The 16,776-nt window shown below is 31.7% G+C and carries 12 protein-coding genes; 6 read left to right on the top strand and 6 right to left on the bottom strand.

The features are described from left to right. Window positions 1–64: 64 nt before the first annotated feature. The gene (locus DFQ10_RS00430) at window positions 65–748 is read right to left on the bottom strand and encodes a hypothetical protein (RefSeq protein ID WP_115815463.1); all 684 of its coding nucleotides are present in this window, start codon (window positions 746–748) and stop codon (window positions 65–67) included. Between the two features lie 177 nt (window positions 749–925). Further along, on the bottom strand, window positions 926–2,170 hold the full coding sequence (locus DFQ10_RS00435) for a M28 family peptidase (RefSeq protein WP_115815464.1): 1,245 nt from the start codon (window positions 2,168–2,170) through the stop codon (window positions 926–928). A 151-nt stretch (window positions 2,171–2,321) separates the two neighbouring features. On the opposite strand from DFQ10_RS00435, the gene DFQ10_RS00440 reads away from it, so the two are divergent. Continuing rightward, window positions 2,322–3,425, top strand: coding sequence for a TolB family protein (locus tag DFQ10_RS00440; RefSeq protein WP_115815465.1), 1,104 nt, complete (start codon window positions 2,322–2,324; stop codon window positions 3,423–3,425). A 24-nt stretch (window positions 3,426–3,449) separates the two neighbouring features. On the opposite strand, the gene DFQ10_RS00445 is transcribed toward DFQ10_RS00440, so the two are convergent. Beyond that, window positions 3,450–5,825 carry an outer membrane beta-barrel family protein gene (locus DFQ10_RS00445; RefSeq protein ID WP_245940566.1) on the bottom strand — a complete coding sequence of 792 codons (2,376 nt, stop codon included), beginning with the start codon at window positions 5,823–5,825 and terminating at the stop codon, window positions 3,450–3,452. Between the two features lie 219 nt (window positions 5,826–6,044). On the opposite strand from DFQ10_RS00445, the gene lepA reads away from it, so the two are divergent. Next, a complete protein-coding gene (gene lepA, locus DFQ10_RS00450) occupies window positions 6,045–7,841 on the top strand; it encodes a translation elongation factor 4 (protein WP_115815466.1) in 1,797 nt (598 codons plus the stop codon). Window positions 7,842–7,864: 23 nt separating this feature from the next. Here lepA and DFQ10_RS00455 read toward each other — a convergent pair whose 3' ends face one another. Then, window positions 7,865–8,590 carry a hypothetical protein gene (locus DFQ10_RS00455; RefSeq protein ID WP_115815467.1) on the bottom strand — a complete coding sequence of 242 codons (726 nt, stop codon included), beginning with the start codon at window positions 8,588–8,590 and terminating at the stop codon, window positions 7,865–7,867. 3 nt (window positions 8,591–8,593) lie between these two features. Further along, the gene (locus DFQ10_RS00460) at window positions 8,594–10,444 is read right to left on the bottom strand and encodes a cation:proton antiporter (RefSeq protein WP_115815468.1); all 1,851 of its coding nucleotides are present in this window, start codon (window positions 10,442–10,444) and stop codon (window positions 8,594–8,596) included. 131 nt (window positions 10,445–10,575) lie between these two features. On the opposite strand from DFQ10_RS00460, the gene DFQ10_RS00465 reads away from it, so the two are divergent. Together DFQ10_RS00465 and DFQ10_RS00470 are read left to right on the top strand one after the other, a co-directional pair. Then, window positions 10,576–11,424: a universal stress protein gene (locus DFQ10_RS00465; RefSeq protein ID WP_115815469.1), complete on the top strand. Its 849-nt coding sequence runs from the start codon at window positions 10,576–10,578 to the stop codon at window positions 11,422–11,424. Further along, window positions 11,421–13,616 carry a SulP family inorganic anion transporter gene (locus DFQ10_RS00470; RefSeq protein WP_115815470.1) on the top strand — a complete coding sequence of 732 codons (2,196 nt, stop codon included), beginning with the start codon at window positions 11,421–11,423 and terminating at the stop codon, window positions 13,614–13,616. Before DFQ10_RS00465 ends, DFQ10_RS00470 begins: the two co-directional genes overlap by 4 nt. Here DFQ10_RS00470 and DFQ10_RS00475 read toward each other — a convergent pair whose 3' ends face one another. Further along, window positions 13,617–13,967, bottom strand: a complete 351-nt coding sequence (locus DFQ10_RS00475; RefSeq protein ID WP_317124886.1) for a DUF202 domain-containing protein — start codon at window positions 13,965–13,967, stop codon at window positions 13,617–13,619. Window positions 13,968–14,123: 156 nt separating this feature from the next. On the opposite strand from DFQ10_RS00475, the gene DFQ10_RS00480 reads away from it, so the two are divergent. Both DFQ10_RS00480 and DFQ10_RS00485 read left to right on the top strand, forming a co-directional pair. Beyond that, on the top strand, window positions 14,124–14,984 hold the full coding sequence (locus DFQ10_RS00480) for an MBL fold metallo-hydrolase (protein WP_115816400.1): 861 nt from the start codon (window positions 14,124–14,126) through the stop codon (window positions 14,982–14,984). Window positions 14,985–15,001: 17 nt separating this feature from the next. Continuing rightward, window positions 15,002–16,603, top strand: a complete 1,602-nt coding sequence (locus DFQ10_RS00485; protein WP_115815471.1) for a S8 family peptidase — start codon at window positions 15,002–15,004, stop codon at window positions 16,601–16,603. The last annotated feature ends 173 nt before the right edge of the window (window positions 16,604–16,776 follow it).

Consider the following 16,776-nt stretch of genomic DNA (forward strand, 5'->3'; position numbering starts at 1 on the left):
TTTTATAAAACAAAAAAAGCCTTTACAAATTGTAAAGGCTTTTTTAATTATTTTATGATGTAACTTAATCGAATGTCATAGGTAATTTAAACTGCCCTTCAGTAATTTCTATAACATCAGTTGGATTTTCTGTATTATATAATTTTAAAGAGAAGTTTCCTTCTAGTAACTGACTTATTTCTATGGTTTGTGCACCAAAAATTACGTTAGTATTTGTAGAGCTTGTAATTTCAAAATTACTCCCGCTTTGATCTCCACCTAAGGTTGAGTACCATTCTTCTACTGTAGAATCTGGAGAATAAGAAACACTTATATCACCAGTAGAACCATTTACTACATTATCGCTTATAGCATAATCATAAGAACTTATAGGAAAAGCATCGTTGAACATTTGTGCTGCAGAATCTTCTGAACCACATAAATACATACGAATGAAATCAAAACTCATATTTGGTCTTGCTTCATTATCAAAATTAGGATAAACACCTATAGCGTAATTTAACCCACCATTATCTGGATAGTAAGCACAAGTTGTTGTAATTGAGTTCCCAGAGAATAACAATGAGTAATCTAATGTTGTTGCCGTTTCTTTTTGTCCGTATACAAATGGCTCACCATTTATCTTTCCAGAAATAAAATATAAATAATCATCATTATTTACATCTGATTCTGAATTAGAATCGTCACTGCTACAAGCAGAAAACATAAGAGTAGCTAATAAAAGTGTTAAAATTGATAGTTTTTTCAAAGTAGAATTGTTTTTATGTTGGGAGTAAAAGTACGTTATCTTTATTAAAAACCTAATTTATAATAAATTAACTAATATTATACTCACCTCTACTTTTGTATATAATTTACAACTCTATCAATGCCGTATATATGGCAAGATTAAAGTTATTAGTAAAACAAATGCTTCCTAGGCCTCCTAAAACTGTACCTTAGTATCAATTGTTTCCTCTCCACGTTTCACCGTAATAGCAGCTTCATCTCCGTTATCAAAAACAGATAAAGCACGCATATAACTCATCATATCAGTAATAGTACTATCCCCTAGTATAAGAACCACATCACCTTTTTGTAAACCAGCAGCAAATGCAGGAGTATCTTCTCTTGTACCATCAATCCGCATGCCTTTTCCATCATATAGATAATCTGGAACAACACCTAATCCTACTTTAAAACGCGGTGTTTCTTCGCTTTCATTTTTTGTTTTTCTGAAGGCTAATTCACCATTATCGTCTAAATCATTTATAATATCATAGATGTAATCTGAAATTAAATTCATGCCTTCATAATTCAATTTTTCGGCATCATCTCCAGGTTTGTGGTAATCTTCATGCTGACCTGTGAAGAAGTGCAATACTGGAATATCTATTAAATAGAAAGACGTATGATCACTTGGGCCTACTCCACTTTCGTTTTCAACAATTTTAAATTTATCGTTGTTGGCTTTCAAGGTTTGCTTAAACATTGGCGATGTTCCTGTACCGTAAACAGCCAAGGTACTATCGGCTTTCATTCTGCCAACCATGTCCATATTTATCATGTAATTGATAGATGCTGCATCAATAGTTGGGTTTTTAGAAAAATAATTAGAGCCTAATAATCCCATTTCTTCACCCGAAAACGCTAGAAACAAGTAGTTGTTTTTATCTTTAATTTCAGACTGGTCATTTTTTACTTTTAATCTACTCGCTAAATTTAGCATCACAGCTACTCCACTCGCATTATCATCTGCTCCATTATGTACGGCTTTATCTTCACCACGATATAAAGATCCTTCCCCTCCAAAACCTAAATGGTCGTAATGTGCTCCAATAACAATGGTTGTTTTTGCATTATTATCTATAAAACCAATGACATTGTGCCCAGTTATAGTACTATCTGCGTTAGTGGTAAATACAACTTCGCTATGTGGATCTGTTTTAGGCTTAAAAGAAAAAGATTGTAAAAAACCTTCTGTTCCTTTTGGCTGAACTCCAATTTCTTTAAAACGTTTTATAAGATATTCTGACGCTAAAACCTCCCCTTCTGTTCCAGTTTGGCGACCTTCTAATTTATCGTCAGCTAAAAATGTAACATCGTCTTTAATATTGTTTTCTAAAATTTTAGATTCATTTTTACATGATAGAAAGCCTATTAAAACTAATAAAATCAATACTTTTTTCATTTCGAAATCTATTTTTAAATTTTTCTTAGAAACGTATTTTACAAGTAACTACTGAAATATTTATCAGAAGTATTTGGTGGTACATTTCATCTTTAAGTCTTACTTTTACGCAAAATTAGGCATTAAATGCCACTTATTATAATACTTTACTATGAACAGAATAATCGCTATTTTAATTCTACTCGTTACCTTTTCATCTTGTAAAAATGACGCTTCAAAAACCACAGATGCTAGCGCAGGTGCTACGAAGAAATATGATACATTAATCTATCCTGAAGAAACACATTTTAAATCCATAAGACAAGTCACTTATGGTGGTGATAATGCAGAAGCCTATTGGAGTTTTGATGATAAGCAATTAGTATTTCAATCTAATAACGCGAAATGGAATGTTGGTTGCGATCAAATGTTTTTAATGAATGCTAACGAAACCTTTACAGATAGTATTGCTCCACCTATGATAAGTACAGGAAAAGGTAGAACTACTTGTGCTTATTTCTTGCCAGATAACAAACATATTATTTATGCTTCTACACATCTTGGAGGTGAGGAGTGTCCTGATACTCCACTTAGAAAAAACGGAAAATACATTTGGCCTATTTATGATACCTACGATATTTTTGTTGCTGATTTAGAAGGAAATATTGTAAACCAATTAACTAACGAAGTGGGTTACGATGCAGAACCAACGGTATCACCAAAGGGTGATAAAATTGTATTTACTTCAACTAGAAGTGGTGATTTAGAATTGTACACCATGAATATTGATGGTTCTGATGTAAAACAAATTACCCATGAATTGGGTTATGATGGAGGTGCATTCTTTTCTCCAGATGGTAGTAAATTAATCTTCCGTTCATCACGTCCTAAAACTGAGCAAGAAATAAAAGAATACAAAGACCTATTGGCCGAAGGTTTAGTTGAACCAACGGATATGGAACTTTATATTTGTAATGCTGATGGCTCTGAATTAAGACAATTAACCGATTTGGGTAATGCCAATTGGAGTCCATTTTTTCACCCTTCTGGCGAGAAAATTTTATTCTCTTCTAATTTTGAAGCAGAACGTGGTTTTCCTTTCAATTTATATTTAATTGATATTGATGGAAAGAATTTAAAACGAGTAACACATGGCGAAACGTTTGATGCCTTTCCTGTGTTTTCTAATGATGGTAAATATTTAGCGTTTTCTTCTAATAGAAATAATGGTGGAGGACGTGATACTAACTTGTTTATTGCTGAGTGGCAAGATTAACAGCTCTAACTACAGTAAATGTAATTATTGCATGTCTTTTAATCTTTCGCGCTCTTCTGCACTTGTAGTCCTCTCATTGGTGTTGAGTTTTGTGTTCCCAAATTTATAACGGAAACCAAATTTTACATATCTATTATCAGCATCTACAAACCTAGAACTAGATTGATTTAAGTAACTTGTTGTTGTGGAATAATCTTGTTGATTAAACAAATCACTAACAGATAGCGTTATCGTCCCTTTTTTGTCTAATATAGATTTAGAGATGCTTAACTCTGATACTAATTGATCCTCCATTGTGGTAAAGTATTGTAAATTTTTACTTCCATATACTAACAATAAACTCACATCTAGACTTCTATCTTTTAATAAAGAGAACGTATTCATAAGCTCACTATAATTAGACCATTGGTTCTGTTCTACAAACCCTTCTCCAAAATTGGATTCTTCATTGATATTAAAAAATGACGTTACAAAATAAAGGTTCCATGTATTTGTTGGGTAATAATCAAAAGCAAAATCAAATCCATAATCTATTCTCTTATCTAAATTAGTTGGAGTAAAAGCAATTACGTTGGTTTCATTATTTTGCCTAGGGAGTTCTGAGAAAGCACCATCATAATCCATATAATAAGCTTCAACTGTAAAATGTTCTAAAAAATTAGTTCCAATTTTATAATGATCTCTATATCTAGCGGCTAAATTTGGGTTACCCAATACTACCGTATTTTCATTTATAAAAAAGGTAAATGGATTCAAATCCGTAAAATTAGGTCTTTCAATACTGCGTTTATATGTTCCGTAAATACTTACATCTTCTAAAACCTGATAGGACAAACTTACATTAGGAAACCAATTTAAATAATCTTGAGGATTTGTTTCGTTTAACGTTAGCGACTTGCCATCAATGTTGGTTTGCTCTACTCTAAGGCCAAGACTTAAATCCCACTTGTCCCAAGATTTTGTATAGTTAGTGTATGCTGCAAATACATTTTCATCATATGTATAAGCATCTGTATTTGCTGCGTTTATAACCTCTGAACCTCCTAAAATATCTAATCTTTTTATATCACTGTCTGTTTTTACATTAGAATATTTTAATCCTACATCAAAATTAGAAGTTTCATTTAACGGTAAACTATAATCTAGCTTACCCAATATAATGTTTGTGTTTTGATTCGCTTGAGATTTAAACTCTGAACTCTGAGTAAACACATCATTTTCGTCAAAATTATTAGTGAATACATTTTGATCACGATCATAATCATAAATTGTATGATGAGCATTAAATGTTAAGTGAGCACTATTATCAAAATTATGTCTAAAAATTAAATCAGTTCCAATATTATATTTATTATCTCTAGATAAATTATCTGCTGTAAAACGACGAGAAAAATCCTGATTATTATCAAAAATATTAGTGTTATTTTTAATTTGATATTTAAAATATGGCAAATAAAGTCCTGTAGTTGTTAAACTCAAAGTGTTCTTATCATTAATAAAATAATCAAAATTAAGATTGAGGTTATGCGTTTCGGACCAAGTGTTTCTATTTACGTTAGACTTCCAAATTTCATCAATTTGGTCAGAGGTATCAAAAAAATTAACGCCTCGTTCTTCGTCTCTATTAATTTTTTGATTGGTGTAACTGTAATTTAAATTAAGATTGACTTTATTGTTTTTAAAATAATGGCTCGTTCCGGCATTATATCTTGGAAAAACACCTTGGTAATAATTTGTAAAAATGTTTCCTCTATAACCTGTTATTAAATTCTTACTCATTATAATATTAATAACAGAACCTGAATCGGCATCATAGCTTGCGGGTGGATTTGTGATCACCTCAACAGACTTAATACTATTTGCTGGTGCACTTTCTAAAAGTTGAATCAGCTCAGTTGAAGTTAATTGCACTTTACGATTATTGATATAAACCGTTGCTAGTGCACTCTTAATAGTTATACCTCCTTCAGTTACAATTACACCAGGTGTATTTTTTAAAACACTTAGTGTAGAACCTTCTGACAACGCTGTATTTTCTACATTAAAAATAAGCCGATCTGGCTTACGAGTTATAGTCGGTTTTTTTGCAATAACAGTAACTTCGTCTAAGCTCTCTGGAATTTCATTAAGCTGTATTTTTTTGAGATCTAAATGCCCTCTTAAAATAATTTTTTGAGAAAATTCTTGAAAACCAATAAAACTAATTTTAAGGAAATATGTAGCTAACGGAATATCATTAACCGTAAAATAACCAACATCATCTGTTGATGTTCCTTTTAAAAAGGTACTACCATCTTCAGCTAACAAAACCACATTTGATAACGCAATGGGCTCATTATTTAAGTCTACCACTTGCCCAGAAACTGATACTTCTTGCGCAAATACGACAAGACTGAGCATGAAAAGAATGACACTTAAAAAATATCGTAGGTTAGTAATCACTAAATTAGGTTTATATTGCAAGATATGAATTGTTTTTAACTTGTCACTGTGGTTTTTCCGCAGTAAAGGCGTTTTTATAAAACAAATTTTTAGATACACTAATGCGCAAGAAATCAATTATATTTGCAAATTACATATTGAACTGATACAATTAAGTTCATTGCCTTAGAAAAAGACATGAAGAACATACGTAATTTTTGCATTATTGCACATATTGACCACGGGAAAAGTACATTAGCTGATCGCTTATTAGACGTTACAGGTTCCGTAACTGCTCGCGAACAACAAGCACAACTTTTGGATAGTATGGATTTGGAACGCGAACGTGGTATTACCATAAAATCGCATGCGATACAAATGGATTATGAATATGAAGGTGAAAAATATGTTCTTAATCTTATAGATACTCCTGGCCATGTTGACTTCTCTTATGAAGTATCACGTTCTATTGCTGCCTGTGAAGGAGCCTTGTTGATTGTAGATGCAGCGCAAAGTATCCAAGCACAAACTATTTCTAATTTATACTTAGCACTAGAGAATGATTTAGAGATTATTCCGGTATTAAATAAAGTTGATTTACCAAGTGCAAATCCTGAGGAAGTTACAGACGATATTGTTGATCTTTTAGGTTGTAAACCAGAAGAAGTAATTCATGCCAGTGGAAAAACAGGTTTTGGAGTTGAAAATATTTTAAAAGCTATTATTGAACGCATTCCTGCGCCAAAAGGCAACGTAGATGAACCACTTCAAGCCTTAATTTTCGATTCTGTTTATAATACGTTTAGAGGTATTGAAACGTATTTTAGGGTTTTTAATGGGGAAATTAAAAAAGGCCAGAAAATTAAATTCGTGGCTACAGGTAAAGAATATTTTGCAGATGAAGTTGGGACTTTAAAACTAACTCAAGTAGCAAAACAAAGTGTAAAAGCTGGTGATGTTGGCTATTTAATTACAGGTATAAAAACAGCTAAAGAAGTAAAAGTTGGTGATACCATTACAGATTTTGCCAACCCAACAACAAATATTATTGAAGGTTTTGAAGATGTAAAACCGATGGTTTTTGCAGGTATATATCCTGTAGATACTGAAGATTACGAAGAACTTAGAAACTCAATGGAAAAACTGCAGCTTAATGATGCATCCTTAGTATTTCAACCAGAAAGTTCTGCTGCTTTAGGTTTTGGTTTTCGTTGTGGATTCTTAGGAATGTTGCACATGGAAATTATCCAAGAACGTTTGGAGCGTGAATTTGATATGACTGTAATTACAACGGTTCCTAACGTGTCTTACCATGCTTATACCAATAAAAATCCTGATGTTGCTTTTATTGTAAACAATCCTAGTGATTTACCAGAGCCAACAACCGTAAATCGTGTTGAAGAGCCATTTATTAAAGCAACTATAATTACCAAGGCTGATTTTGTTGGTAACGTTATGAGTCTGTGTATAGAAAAACGTGGAATGATTGTTAATCAGACCTACTTAACGACAGAACGTGTAGAATTGATTTTTGAAATGCCATTAGCCGAAATTGTTTTTGATTTTTATGATCGTTTAAAAACAGTATCTAAAGGTTATGCTTCTTTCGATTATCATCCAATAGGTATGAGAGCTTCTAAATTAGTACGATTAGATGTCTTATTAAATGCACAACCTGTAGATGCCCTTTCAGCCTTAATACATGCAGACAACGCGCATAACATTGGTAAAAAGATGTGTGAGAAGTTGAAGGAATTAATTCCAAGACAACAATTTGATATTCCTATTCAGGCTGCAATTGGTGCAAAAATTATTGCTCGTGAAACTGTGAAAGCACTTCGTAAAGATGTTACCGCAAAATGTTATGGTGGTGATATTTCTCGTAAACGTAAGTTGCTTGAGAAGCAGAAAAAAGGAAAGAAACGTATGAGACAGGTAGGTAATGTAGAAATACCTCAACAAGCGTTTATGGCTGTCTTGAAATTGAATGATTAATTAGATTATTAGTATACTTTAGTTTATCTGAATAACAAATACAAGAGATAAACTAAAGTATAGTTTAATAATCCATAAATTACTAATGCCAATCGAAATGGAAATTTTACAACAGAAAAAGTAACTGATGTAGTCTTTTCTCCTCCTTTATTAATTTTATCTAATGTGGTGTTTTCTTCTAACACAATATGATCTTCATTATCTAGCTCTACTTCTATTTCAGCTGAAGAATTTATTACAGTCTTTTTAAAAATTATATCTATTAAAAAAGTAAGTGGCCAAGCAAAAAACTTAATCCGTTTTTCTAATACTTTCTTAAGAGAGGGCCTAATAACATACATAGCAACACCTTTAAAAACATCAGAGAATGTGGCTTTTAATGGTAAATCTGCCTCGCGCTGTTGTTTTAATAAGCCAGCATCTTCATAAACATGCTTTGTAGTTTCTAAAGTGATTTTAAAGACATTATCTATATCATTTTTAATAGTGCTAAACAATCTAATAATGGAGAAGAGTAAAATAGATGGAATTGACACCATAAAGGTGATTATCCAAAATAGAACACCTAGAAAAGTATTATCAAGAAAAAATATACAAAAAAGCGTAAGTAAAGCCCAAAATATAATAAGATTGGTACCTAATACTTTACCTATATACAGAGGAAAAAATAGTGCATCAGCAATAGTTTCTGAAACCTCATCAACTTGATATTTAGAATAATCTACACGTAATTTTGAATTAGGATTCATCTACTAAACATCATCTTTAGCCACTTTTTCAACATCAAATGGTTTACCTAAATAGACCAATTTAAAACCTTCTCCTATGTCTCCAGTTTTAGAGTTAAATGAGGATATAATGTGAAGTTCTCCTTCATCATCCTTTATAAACAAAGGAATCTTATATTTATCCTTCCTAGTCATCTCTATTAGATTTTCATAATGTTCCTTGCCCTCTAATTCAATTTCTTGTATTGCAGGATATTTTCGAGTTACCTCTAATAAATTAATATAATCATCCGTTGGAGAGAACAAACCTTCTTCAGGGATTTTTTCAAGATTATTCATTTCATCTGCCGTCACCAATCTATAGGAACCGTTTTCTCCAAACTCTTTACCAAATTTTTCAATGACATAAGCATTAATATCAGAGTTTCCTGTCATTGCCATAATGTAACCAACATCATTTAACTCTATATTATCAGAAAGTGTATCAGAATAGATATTGGTATTTAAGGCTTCAAGACCTAACTCTACTGCTTTATTAATATTGTTTTGGTTACTATCAATTAATACAACATGTCTTCCATTGGTTTCTAAATAATGTCCTAATAATCGCGATAATTTAGAAGCACCTACAATTAAAATACCATTAGATTTTGTTAAAAATACACCTACTAATCTCGCAAATAAACGTGCTGTGGTGGCATTTAATAAAACTGTACCTAAAACAATCATAAATACTAAAGGTGTAATGTATTCTGCACCTTCAACACCTTGTTTCATCAATTTACTACCAAAAAGTGAGGCAATACCAGCAGCCACAATACCACGAGGACCAACCCAACTAATAAATAACTTTTCATTAAGGTTGAGCTTAGAACCATGAGTACTAACAAAAACAGCTAAAGGTCTAATTACAAACACTACTATCGCAAAAAGAATAGCTGTTTTCCATGTGTAAAGCAATAGCAAATCATCTATATCTATATTTGCTGATAAAAGAATAAATAAAATTGAAATTAATAATACACTAAGCGATTCTTTAAAGTATAAGAGTTCTTTGAGGTTTTCTAATTTACTGTTACCCAAAACCATTCCCATTACAACAACAGCCAATAAACCAGACTCGTGTGCAAATAATTCAGATTCTACAAATACCAACAATACGGTTGATAGAGAAACAACATTGAGCAAATAATGAGGAATAAGTTTTTTATTGATAGCAAAAGCTAAAGCATGAGCAAATGTAAATCCGAACGTTGTACCAAATAATACAATCTTTCCAAACTCAATCAGCGCTGTTTTTGTAAATCCACTATCTCCACCAACGCTTATAAATTCAAATACCAAAACGGCAACTAAAGCTCCAATTGGATCTATAAGTATGCCTTCCCATTTTAAAACAGTAGATACATCTTTTTTAAGTGGAATATTTCTTAGAATAGGTGTTATTACAGTAGGTCCTGTAACAATTATAAGACCAGCAAATAGAAATGATAAATCCCAGCTGAGTTCAAAAATATAATGAGCTACAATACCTGCTCCAAAAAATGTAATAGCAGAACCAACGGTTATTAATTTTGTAATTACTGGACCTACATTTTTTATTTCAGAGCGTTTTAAGGTTAATCCTCCTTCAAATAAAATAATACTTATGGCAAGAGATACAAAATAGTATAAGCTATCACCAGGAAACAATCCCTTTTTACCATTCCAAATGGGTTCTATCCATTTTGTGCCATCTTCACTTAAAAATTCTGCTGCAATAGGTCCAACTAATAATCCAATTAAGATTAACGGTAAAATCGCTGGAATTTTAAATTTCCATGCCACCCATTGCGCCAATATTCCTAGTATAATGATTCCTGCTAATTCTAACATCTATTTTCTTTTTTTTGTGAAAATACTAAATAATTCTTTTTAAAAAAGAGTGCTTAATTCCTTTATTAACTTTCCGCTTTTTTAAAATACCTTATCTTTCAAAACGAACTAACTAATTATTAAAATATAAATTGCCTTTAAAACCATTCAATACCATAGGAATTGGTGTCACTTTCTCACCAAATCTCAAAGCTAATATTTATGAAGCTGCAAGGTTATCGCAAATGCTTAAAACGCGTTTGGTTTTAATTCATGTTGGTGATAAATCCTCTGAAAAGCAAGCTAAATTCAATGCTATTTTAAAACCTTTTTTAAATGATAATTTAGACGTAGAAATTGTATTTAAGCCAGGTGATCCGGTTGATGTTATTCTATCAACTTCAAAAGAAAAACATATTGACTTACTGATTTTAGGCGCACTACAGCGCGAAAATTTCTTAAAATATTATGTAGGCTCTATTGCCAGAAAAATTACACGACAAGCTAAATGTTCTATTTTACTGCTCATAAAACCGTCTGTAGAAAGAATTCCTTGTGATCATATTGTAGTTAACGGATTAAAAGACCCAAAAACTAAAGAAACTATTGCTTCTGCATTTTATGTGGCAAATGCTTTGAGTGTTAATAAGGTGACAATTGTTGAAGAAATAACACAAGATGAATTAGCTGTAAAAGTAGAAGATGATAAATCTCTAAGAATGGCAAATATTGTTAAAGAACGTATTAAACTTAGAGAAAATGCACGTGTAAAAGCCATAATTGCGGATATTCCGGAAAACCACACAAAAGATGTTATTATAAAATCTCAACCCATTTTTGGTAAAAAAGGGTATTCCATTGGTCATTACGCTCAAATTGCAAGAGCCGACTTATTAATTATGAATTCACCTAGTAAAATGACCTTTTGGGATCGTCTTTTCCCTCACGATATTGAACACATATTAACAGAACTACCAACAGACGTTTTAATTATTCAATGAGCCCAAAACCAAATAAATTAAAAGCATTTTTTAAGGCATTACCTAAAAACATTTTTTCGGGTTTTGTGGTAAGTCTTATCGCATTACCATTAGGTTTAGGCTTGGCAATGGCAAGTGAAGCTCCACCGATTTCAGGTATTATAGCTGCAGTAGTTGGAGGTGTTGTAGTCTCTATTTTCGGTGGAAGTAATGTTACAATCGCTGGTCCTGGTAACGGATTGGTTGGTGTTCTTTTAGTAGCAATAACAACACTAGGTTTAGAGAGTGCTTATGCTGCTATTATTTGTTCTGGAATTCTTTTAGCTGTATTAGGATTTTTAAGAATGGGAAAACTAGCTGATTTTTTCCCTTCTTCTGCTATACAAGGTATGCTTGCTGCAATCGGACTTATTATATTAGGAAAACAATTTCATATTATGCTCGCTCACAAAATTAAGCGTGCAGATACTATAGATTATCTTATAGAAATTCCATTTACCATAAACGATGCAATTCATTATGATAAAACCGGTTTAATTTATGCTGCAGCTGCAGGTGTTTTAAGTTTAATTATTATGGTGTTCTATCCTAAAATTAGAAACAAGTATTTACAGCTTATACCTGCACCAATGTGGATTGTTATTCTATCTGTTGGATTCAGTTATTATTTTGAATTGGTTGCACATGAAACCAATCCTATTTCTTCGTTATACATGATTTCTGGTATACCAGAATTTAAGGATATCATAGCACAATTGCCAACTGTAAATTTTGGAAAAGCTGGTACATTTCCTTTTTGGTCTAGTGTTTTAGCTTTAACCTTAATTGCTAGTATTGAATCTCTACTAAGTATAAAAGCTGTAGATAAATTAGATCCAGAGAAAAGACGCTCTAACGTAAACTTAGATTTAAAAGCATTAGGCTTAGCAACTATTGGTAGTGGTTTTTTAGGTGGTTTAAATGTCGTTACTGTAATAGCAAGAAGTTCTGTAAACGTTAATAACAACGCAAGTAATCGGTCTTCAAACTTCTTTCATGCTACGTTTTTAGTCATCTTTATTGTATTATTTAGTACACAGTTAACTCGGATTCCTTTACCTGCTTTAATGGCAATTTTAGTATTTACAGGTTACAAATTAGCATCACCAACAACCATTAAAAGAATATTTTCAATAGGTAAAGAACAGGTTATTATATTTTTAGTCACATTATTTGTAACCTTAAAAGTTGGTCTTATTACGGGAATTCTTTCTGGTGTAATTGTTACATTTTTAATTCATATAGTTATTAATAAAAGTGCTTCACTATTCTTTAGAAATGTTTTAAAACCCAATGTCTTAATGTATCAAGAACAAGACAATGGAAATTACTATGTGAGTGTAAAACACTTTTGTAGCTTTTTAAATTTCTATAGGTTAAAAGAAAAGCTAGATGCAGTACCAGAAAATAGTGATGTCATTATTGATTTTTCACTTTGCAAATTTGTAGATCATACAGTGATGGAAAACCTTAATAACTATCGCGATTTGTTTATAAAACGAGATGGTCATTTTGATGTCATTGGTCTAGATTTACACGACTCAGATTCTAAGCATCCTTTTGCACTTAGGCGATTATTACCCGTTACTGGTATTCTTAAAAGCGGTTTAACAAAACGCCAAAATACACTTGAAGATTTTGCTCAAAATTATGAATTATCCTATGATTCTAAGAACGAAAAAGAAACTCACTTTTTAGATAAATTCCATTTTTTTAGAACAAAAACTATTGGTCATATTTATAATAAACTAACCACTAAAAATGATGCTATTAGCATTTTTGATATCGAATTTTCTGAAGGTGAATTTATAGCTAAAGAAACCATAAGAACTACGATGTTGTATATGACATTAGATAAAAAAATTCCTAAATTCACTCTAGATCGCGAAGGTTTTCTTGAAAAAGTATATGCTTTTGCTGGCTTTAAGGATATTCCCATTCAAGAACATTCAGATTTTAACAAACGTTTCTATTTATTGGGAGAAAATGAAACGGCTATTAAATCACTTTTTAATGATGAAATCACTCATTTCTTTGAAAGCAACCCTTATTACTACGTAGAATCTAATGGTAAATGTTTGTTGGTTTTTAGTAAAGAACGTTTAGCAAGTACAAAAGAAGTTAAGGCCTTATTTGACTTTGGAAAGCGTTTAAAGCAGGTCATTTCTTTATAATTATAAATCCTTTTGCTTCTCTGCATTATAATAAAGCTTTTTCAAACTTCTTTTTAAAAGTGTAAATCTATAAACACCTATCACAAAAAATATGACACAAAAAATCAAAGCAACAAGAGCTAAGTATTCAAAATTTGCAAACTCTTTTAATTGATACAATGCAATTGCACCTAATAACAAATACAAAGAGGATCTAACATAAGATAATAATGTGCGCTCATTAGCCAAACGCGTACGCTCAATAGCCAAATAATCTCTTAATATTATTTTTTGATCTGGCTCAAAATCACGTCCAAATCGTAAAAATTTAATTTTCTTTATTTTTAAAGGTGATTTAGATATTCGTTTCATTAGAAATTCATTTTATCATTCTAAATGTAATTATTTTTTAGAATAGTCAAAGATAACCAACTTCATATTTGTTAAATATCCATTAATTAATTGCGACTAACAACAATTAGTTTTAAAGCTTTTAGTAATTTGCAAGACTTTATAAATTTTTCTAAAATGCAATTATATCCTATTCAATCTGGAAATTTTAAGCTCGATGGTGGTGCTATGTTCGGTGTAGTACCAAAATCTATATGGCAACGCACTAATCCTGCGGATAATAACAACATGATAGACATTGCTGCACGTTGTTTATTAATAGAAGATGGTAATCGTCTTATATTAATAGATACGGGAATGGGTAATAAACAAAGCGAAAAATTTTACGGTTATTATTTTCTTTACGGAGATGATAGTATTGATAAATCATTAGCTTCTTACGGATTTCATAGAGATGATATTACAGATGTGTTTATGACGCATCTTCATTTTGATCATTGTGGAGGAAGTATTCAATGGAACAAAGACCGAACAGGCTACGAACCAGCATTTAAAAACGCACACTTTTGGAGTAATAAGGATCATTGGAAATGGGCAACAGAACCCAACAGACGAGAAGTTGCTTCGTTTTTAAAAGAGAATATTCTACCGATGGAAGAAAGTGGTCAGTTAAAATTTACTGACGTACCAGAGCAACATATATTAAAAAATTCAGGGTTAGGTTTTGATATCTTCTTTGCTAATGGACATACCGATAAGCAAATGATTCCGATGATACAATACAAAGGGAAAACCATTTGTTTTATGGCAGATTTATTACCAACCGTTGGTCATTTACCAATGCCTTTTGTAATGGGTTATGATACCAGACCTTTATTAACACTCGATGAAAAAGAGTTGTTTCTAAATATGGCAGCAGATAACAACTTCTATTTGTTTTTAGAACATGATGCCCACAACGAAATTATTACTGTTAAGCACACTGAAAAAGGAGTGAGACTCAATGAAACTTTTACTACTCAAACATTATTTAACTAAAATATAAACATAAAAACATGAAATTTAATACCAGATTAATAGCCTATTTAGGATTTGCAGGAACACTATTTTTAGGCTGTGGAGGAACAGCAGATATTCTTTCTACTCCAATTGAAAACATAGACACATCACCTTTAAAAGTGACAGAATTAACCGATGCTGAAGCTAAAAATTGGGGACATTTAGATCTTTTAAATGATACCATTCCAGGTATGAGTGTTGATAAGGCTTATGCTGAAATCATTAAAAATAAAAAAGGAAAAAAAGTCATTGTAGCAGTTATCGATTCTGGTATTGACATTGATCACGAAGATTTAGACGGAGTAATTTGGACCAATAAAGGAGAAATACCTAATAATGGAAAAGACGATGATAACAATGGTTATGTTGATGATATACATGGTTGGAATTTCTTAGGTGACGCTTACGATGAGCAATTAGAATACGTACGTATTTTAGCCTCTGGAGATACTTCTAATCCAGATTTCTCAACTGCAAAAACACAATATGACACTGATTACCAATTATGGATGGGTCGTAAAACACAGTATGACCAAATTGCACAAGCTGTAAATGGAGCACATGAAACTTTAACCAAACATTTTGGAAAAAGTGACTATACTATTAAAGAAGTAAATGCTATAAAAACTGAAGACGAAGCCCTTTTACAAGCTATTCAAATAGCCAATGGAATGAATGGTAATGGATTGTCTTTAGCTGAAGCAAAAGAAGAAATTAATAACGCTTTAGAAAGTATTAACGAGCGTTTAAACTTCAACTTAAACAAAAACTTTTCTGGTCGTAAAACTGGAGATAATATTAATGATTTATCAGATAAAGGTTATGGCAATGGAAACGTAAAACCTGTTAAAAAATCTGAATCTCATGGTACTCACGTTGCAGGTATTATTGCTGCAGAACGTAATAACGGAAAAGGGGCAAATGGTGTTGCTAATAACGTAGAGATTATGTCTATTAGAGCAGTACCAAATGGAGATGAATATGATAAAGATGTTGCATTAGCAATTCGTTACGCTGTAGATAATGGAGCAAAAGTAATTAATGGAAGTTTTGGAAAGTCATTTTCTCCACATGCAGAATGGGTAAGAGATGCTATAAAATATGCTTCTGATAATGATGTTGTTTTTGTACATGCTGCTGGTAACGATAGTAAAAATGTAGATGTAGAGCGTAATTTCCCAGATGATAATGTTGATTTTGTAGAGGTTTCTAACACCTACATTAGAGTTGGTTCTTTAACCAACAAGTATGGTTCTAAAATGGTTTCTGGTTTTTCTAATTACGGAAAAAAGAATGTTGATATTTTTGCTCCAGGATCTGCTATCTATTCTACTTTCCCAGAAAATGATTATGAAAGTATTGGTGGTACATCAATGGCATCACCAGCTGTTGCAGGTGTAGTAGCTTTAGTACGTTCTTACTACCCTAAATTAACTGCTGCACAGGTAAAACAAGTTGTTTTAGAATCTGGTTTACCTTTAACAACTAAAGTTGTTGTTGGTGGAGATGCATCTAACGTTAAATCGTTTTCAGACTTATCTACATCTGGTAGAATTGCCAATGCTTACAATGCTTTAATTATGGCTTCTAAATTATAATTTGGAATCATTTTTAAATTGAAAATGTATTGAGTAATTAGGTTATTGAGTTATTTGGACATTCCTACTAAAATAACTCAATAACCTATTTTTATTTTTGACGTATAAATAACTTCTTCAAATAAAAGATATTTTTTACCATTCAAAAAGATTAGAAACTAACTACTAAAACA

This window comes from Winogradskyella eximia, assembly GCF_003386165.1.
In the GTDB taxonomy this organism is placed as follows: Bacteria; Bacteroidota; Bacteroidia; order Flavobacteriales; family Flavobacteriaceae; genus Winogradskyella; species Winogradskyella eximia.

What these genes read in the sequence shown, in the direction of transcription:
- lepA (WP_115815466.1), top strand. Translation starts at nt 6,045, where the DNA reads ATGAAGAACATACGTAATTTTTGCATTATTGCACATATTGACCACGGG.
- DFQ10_RS00485 (WP_115815471.1), top strand. Translation starts at nt 15,002, where the DNA reads ATGAAATTTAATACCAGATTAATAGCCTATTTAGGATTTGCAGGAACA.
- DFQ10_RS00470 (WP_115815470.1), top strand. Translation starts at nt 11,421, where the DNA reads ATGAGCCCAAAACCAAATAAATTAAAAGCATTTTTTAAGGCATTACCT.
- DFQ10_RS00475 (WP_317124886.1), bottom strand. Translation starts at nt 13,967, where the DNA reads ATGAAACGAATATCTAAATCACCTTTAAAAATAAAGAAAATTAAATTT.
- DFQ10_RS00480 (WP_115816400.1), top strand. Translation starts at nt 14,124, where the DNA reads ATGCAATTATATCCTATTCAATCTGGAAATTTTAAGCTCGATGGTGGT.
- DFQ10_RS00435 (WP_115815464.1), bottom strand. Translation starts at nt 2,170, where the DNA reads ATGAAAAAAGTATTGATTTTATTAGTTTTAATAGGCTTTCTATCATGT.
- DFQ10_RS00460 (WP_115815468.1), bottom strand. Translation starts at nt 10,444, where the DNA reads ATGTTAGAATTAGCAGGAATCATTATACTAGGAATATTGGCGCAATGG.
- DFQ10_RS00440 (WP_115815465.1), top strand. Translation starts at nt 2,322, where the DNA reads ATGAACAGAATAATCGCTATTTTAATTCTACTCGTTACCTTTTCATCT.
- DFQ10_RS00455 (WP_115815467.1), bottom strand. Translation starts at nt 8,590, where the DNA reads ATGAATCCTAATTCAAAATTACGTGTAGATTATTCTAAATATCAAGTT.
- DFQ10_RS00445 (WP_245940566.1), bottom strand. Translation starts at nt 5,825, where the DNA reads ATGCTCAGTCTTGTCGTATTTGCGCAAGAAGTATCAGTTTCTGGGCAA.